General features: G+C 67.4%; 1 protein-coding gene and 1 pseudogene. Both read left to right on the forward strand.

Going from position 1 to position 3,920, the window contains the following annotated elements; translation table 11 throughout:
* Positions 1 to 1,048: 1,048 nt before the first annotated feature.
* The gene (gene ltrA, locus ACFU7Y_RS41360) at positions 1,049 to 2,479 is read left to right on the forward strand and encodes a group II intron reverse transcriptase/maturase (RefSeq protein WP_380771560.1); all 1,431 of its coding nucleotides are present in this window, start codon (positions 1,049 to 1,051) and stop codon (positions 2,477 to 2,479) included.
* Between the two features lie 126 nt (positions 2,480 to 2,605).
* Positions 2,606 to 3,801: pseudogene (locus tag ACFU7Y_RS41365) on the forward strand (IS110 family transposase); the annotation flags it as partial.
* Positions 3,802 to 3,920: the final 119 nt, after the last annotated feature.

Here is a 3,920-nt window from a genome sequence, read left to right on the forward strand (position 1 = left end):
TCCCGCCATGTACTCCAGCGCCCGCCCGCGCGGCTCCGATCTGGTGAAGCGCGACGCGAAGCGGGCGTGCAACCCCGCCAGCGCCGCCTTCCACTCCTCGACCTGCCCCACTCCAAGATCAATCACTCGCCAAGTCAACCGCGACCAAGTGCGGTTGCAGTACTAATGGGCCTCATCGGACCGTAGGAGAAACTACGGTCCGTAGCCGCCAGCGGGTGAGCACTCCTAGCCTCCGAGCCATTGCGAGTTCTGTGGTCAGACCGTGCCCCCGCTGGTCGGCTGGGAGGCCTGACTGCTGATGGGATGGCGTGCCCGCCGGGCGGTTGGGCGTGAGCACTTGATCCATTAGAGAGCGAGCCGCGCCTTCCGCAGGCTGCGCATGACCGGACAAGAGCGAAAGGGCGGGTGCTGGTGCTGTTCATCGGTGACGACTGGGCCGAAGATCACGTGCGCCACGAGGCGCTTGAAGTCGAGTGGGGGTGAAAGGCCCTTACCTCCTGGCCGTCGCAGCGGCTGGGTGAAGCTGAGGACAGTCTGATCCGGGAGACGCCGGGGAGGGTGGGAGCAGTCCTGACAACGCCGGGACGTGCCAGCACTGCCAGATGGTGCGGGTCCGGCCAGCGAGACGGGAAGGTGTACGAGAGGAACCAGTGTCTGACGCCCCTTAACGGCCCACCAGCTCAAAACCTGGCGGATATGGGCTGGTCGCGGCGCGCACCCTCTGCTTTCGAGCAGACGGGGAACTCCAGCCGGTGATGTGATCAGCCGTCTGGAGGCCACGGTGAATGTCTGCGGCGTAACCGTGGCGATGCCGCAGGGGTAGAGCTGGGCGCCTCACCCGTCGATCGACTCTCAAGTGAACGTGGGAACCGCTCGGTGTCGTCCTCATCCCGTGCAGCCAGCGCGGTGGGGGGACAGGCACGTCGTCAGCTGGCGGCATCGAGCGGGGCGGAGTCCCCGTAGTAGTCCGAGCGCGCGAAAGGCGCGTACATGGCGAAGGGGGACAGCAAGTCAGTGGTGGAAGTGCTGGAAGACCAGGAGGACGCTGGTGAATACGAGTGATCTGGCGCTCAGTCCGTTCGCGGCTGAGCGACGGGTACTGGAGATCCAGGCCAAGCTGCACCGTTGGGCGAACGACGATCCTCATCGTCGGTTCGACGATCTGTACAACCTCGTCACCGATCCCAGCTTTCTGTTGATGGCCTGGGAACGGGTTGCGGGGAACAAGGGCGCACGCTCGGCCGGAGTCGACGGGATAACCGTCGCCTCCGTCCGGGAACGGATCGGCGAGGAGTGGTTCCTCGCCGAGCTGCGGGAGCAGTTGAAGTCCCGCAGCTTCCGTCCGGTGCCGGTCAGGGAGCGGATGATCCCCAAGCCGGGGACGCACAAGCGTCGCCGTCTCGGCATCCCGACCGTGGCGGACAGGGTGGTCCAGGCGGCCTTGAAGCTGGTGCTGGAGCCGATCTTCGAGGCGGATTTCGTTCCGTGCTCGTACGGCTTCAGGCCCAACCGGCGCGCGCACGACGCCATGGCCGAGACGCGCTTTCTGGCTTCCAAGACCTACGAATGGGTGCTGGAGGGCGACATTAGGGCATGCTTCGACGAGATCTCGCACACGGCCCTGATGGACCTGGTGCGGACTCGGATCGGAGACAAGCACGTGCTCGCGCTGGTGAAGGCGTTCTTGAAGGCAGGCATCCTCACCGAGGTCGGCACCTCCAAGGACACCGTCACCGGCACCCCGCAAGGAGGGATTCTCTCGCCGCTGCTGGCCAACGTGGCCCTCTCGGTCCTGGACGAGCACTTCGCCCAGGCCCCGGGCGGCCCGTTGTCCACCACCAAGCAAAGGTGGACCCGACGCCAGAAGGGCCTGCCCAACTACCGGCCTATCCGGTACGCGGACGACTTCGTCATTCTGGTTTCGGGCACCCGGGCGCACGCGCAGGCGTTGCTCCCGGAAGTAGCGGAAGTCCTCTCCACCGTCGGCCTCACGTTGTCGGAAGAGAAGACACTGATCACCCACATCGACGATGGCCTCGACTTCCTGGGCTGGCGCATCCAGCGCCACCAGAAGCGGGGAACCGACCGGCAGTACGTCTACAACTACCCGGCCAAGAAGGCACTTCGGTCCGTCAAGGCCAAGACGAAGGCGATCTGCCGGATGAACGTCAGCCTGCCGCTGGCAGTCCTGCTGCACAAGCTCAACCAGGTGCTGCGGGGCTGGACCGCCTACTTCCGCCCCGGGGTGTCGGCCCGCGCCTTCCAATACCTGCGCATGATCGTTTGGCGTCAGGTCTTCGGATGGCTGCGGCGCAAGCACCCCACCGCGGGCTGGAAGGAACTGCGCCGTCGCTACTGCGACGGCCGGTGGTGGCCACACGACGGAGAGGTCGTCCTGTTCAATCCCGGTTCGGTAGTCACCACTCGATACCGTCCCCGGGGGACGACCATTCCCTCGCCCTGGCCCAGCATCAGCTGAGGAGAGCAACTGTCCAACGGGGCTTGTGGAGAGCCGGATGCGGGGACAACTCGCACGTCCGGTTCGGGAAGGCGGCATGGAGAAACGGACCGGGAGTAATCCCGGAACCGCGCTCCATGCCGACCTCACCACGACGTCGAGGTCCAGGACGAGACGGGCCGCAGGCTGGGTACCGCGCGGCTGCCGGAGGGCGTGGAGGGCATCGCGAAGCTGCACGCCCTCGTCGCCCGCCACGGCGGCGAGGACCTGGGGCCCGGGCAGGTGGCGGTCGGGATCGAGACCGACCGGGGACCGTGGGTGCAGGCGCTGATCGCGGCCGGCTACCGCGTCTACGCGGTCAACCCCCGCCAGGCGGCCCGGTTCAAGGAGCGGTACGGCACCTCCGGGGCCAAGAGCGACAAGGGGACGCCCACGCACTGGCCGACATGGTCCGCATCGACGGCGACCAGCTGCGGCCGGTTGCCGGGGACAGCGACCAGGCCCAGGCGATCAAGGTCGTCGCCCGTGCTCACCAGACCCTGATCTGGGAACGCACCCGCGCGTTCCAGCGGCTTCGGAACACACTGCGCGAGTACTTCCCCGGCGCGCTGAACGCCTACGCGGGCCTGGAACTGACCAGCACCGACGCGCTGGAACTGCTGGTCAAGGCCCCAACGCCCGAGCAGGCGGCGAAGCTGACGAGCCCGCAGATCCTCGCCGTCCTGGCCCGGCACCGCCGCCGCAACCGGGACCAGAGAGCCGCCGCGATCCAGGCCGGCCTGCGCGAGCCCCAGCTCGCCATCGCCGCACCGGTCGCCGCCGCCTACGCCGCGGCGGCGACAGCGCACGCCAACCTGCTGATCGCGCTGAACGAGCAGATAGCCGCGCTGGAACAGCAGGTGAGCGCGCATTTTCTCGCGCACTCGGACGCTGAGATCTACCTGTCGATGCCCGGCATCGGCAAAATCACCGGCGCCCGGGTGCTGGCCGAGTTCGGGGACGATCCCACCCGCTACACCTCCGCCAAGGCCCGCAAGAACTACGCCGGCACCAGCCCGATCACCCGCGCCTCCGGCAGGACCCACGCCGTCTACGCCCAACACGCGCGCAACGACCGCCTCGCCGACGCCCTCCACAGGAAGGCCTTCTCCGCCATCAACACCTCGCCCGGCGCCCGCCGCTACTACGACAAACAGCGAGCCCGCGACGCCGGATACAACCCCGCCCTGCGCCAGCTCGGCAACCGCCTCGTCGGCATCCTCCACGGATGCCTCAAGACCCGAGCCCTCTACGACGAGGCCACCGCATGGTCACACCACGCAACCCTCGCCACAGCCGCTTGACGTCCCTACGCCATGGGATGTCTGAGAGGGCGTTAAGTCCGTTTCTGGTAGCGGCCTCGTTCGGGTTGGGTGAGGAAGCCTTGGCGAGTGAGTCGTCCGAGGCGGCTGCGGGTGATGTT

Origin of the sequence: Kitasatospora sp. NPDC057542, assembly GCF_042801945.1 — a bacterium.
In the GTDB taxonomy this organism is placed as follows: Bacteria; Actinomycetota; Actinomycetes; order Streptomycetales; family Streptomycetaceae; genus Kitasatospora.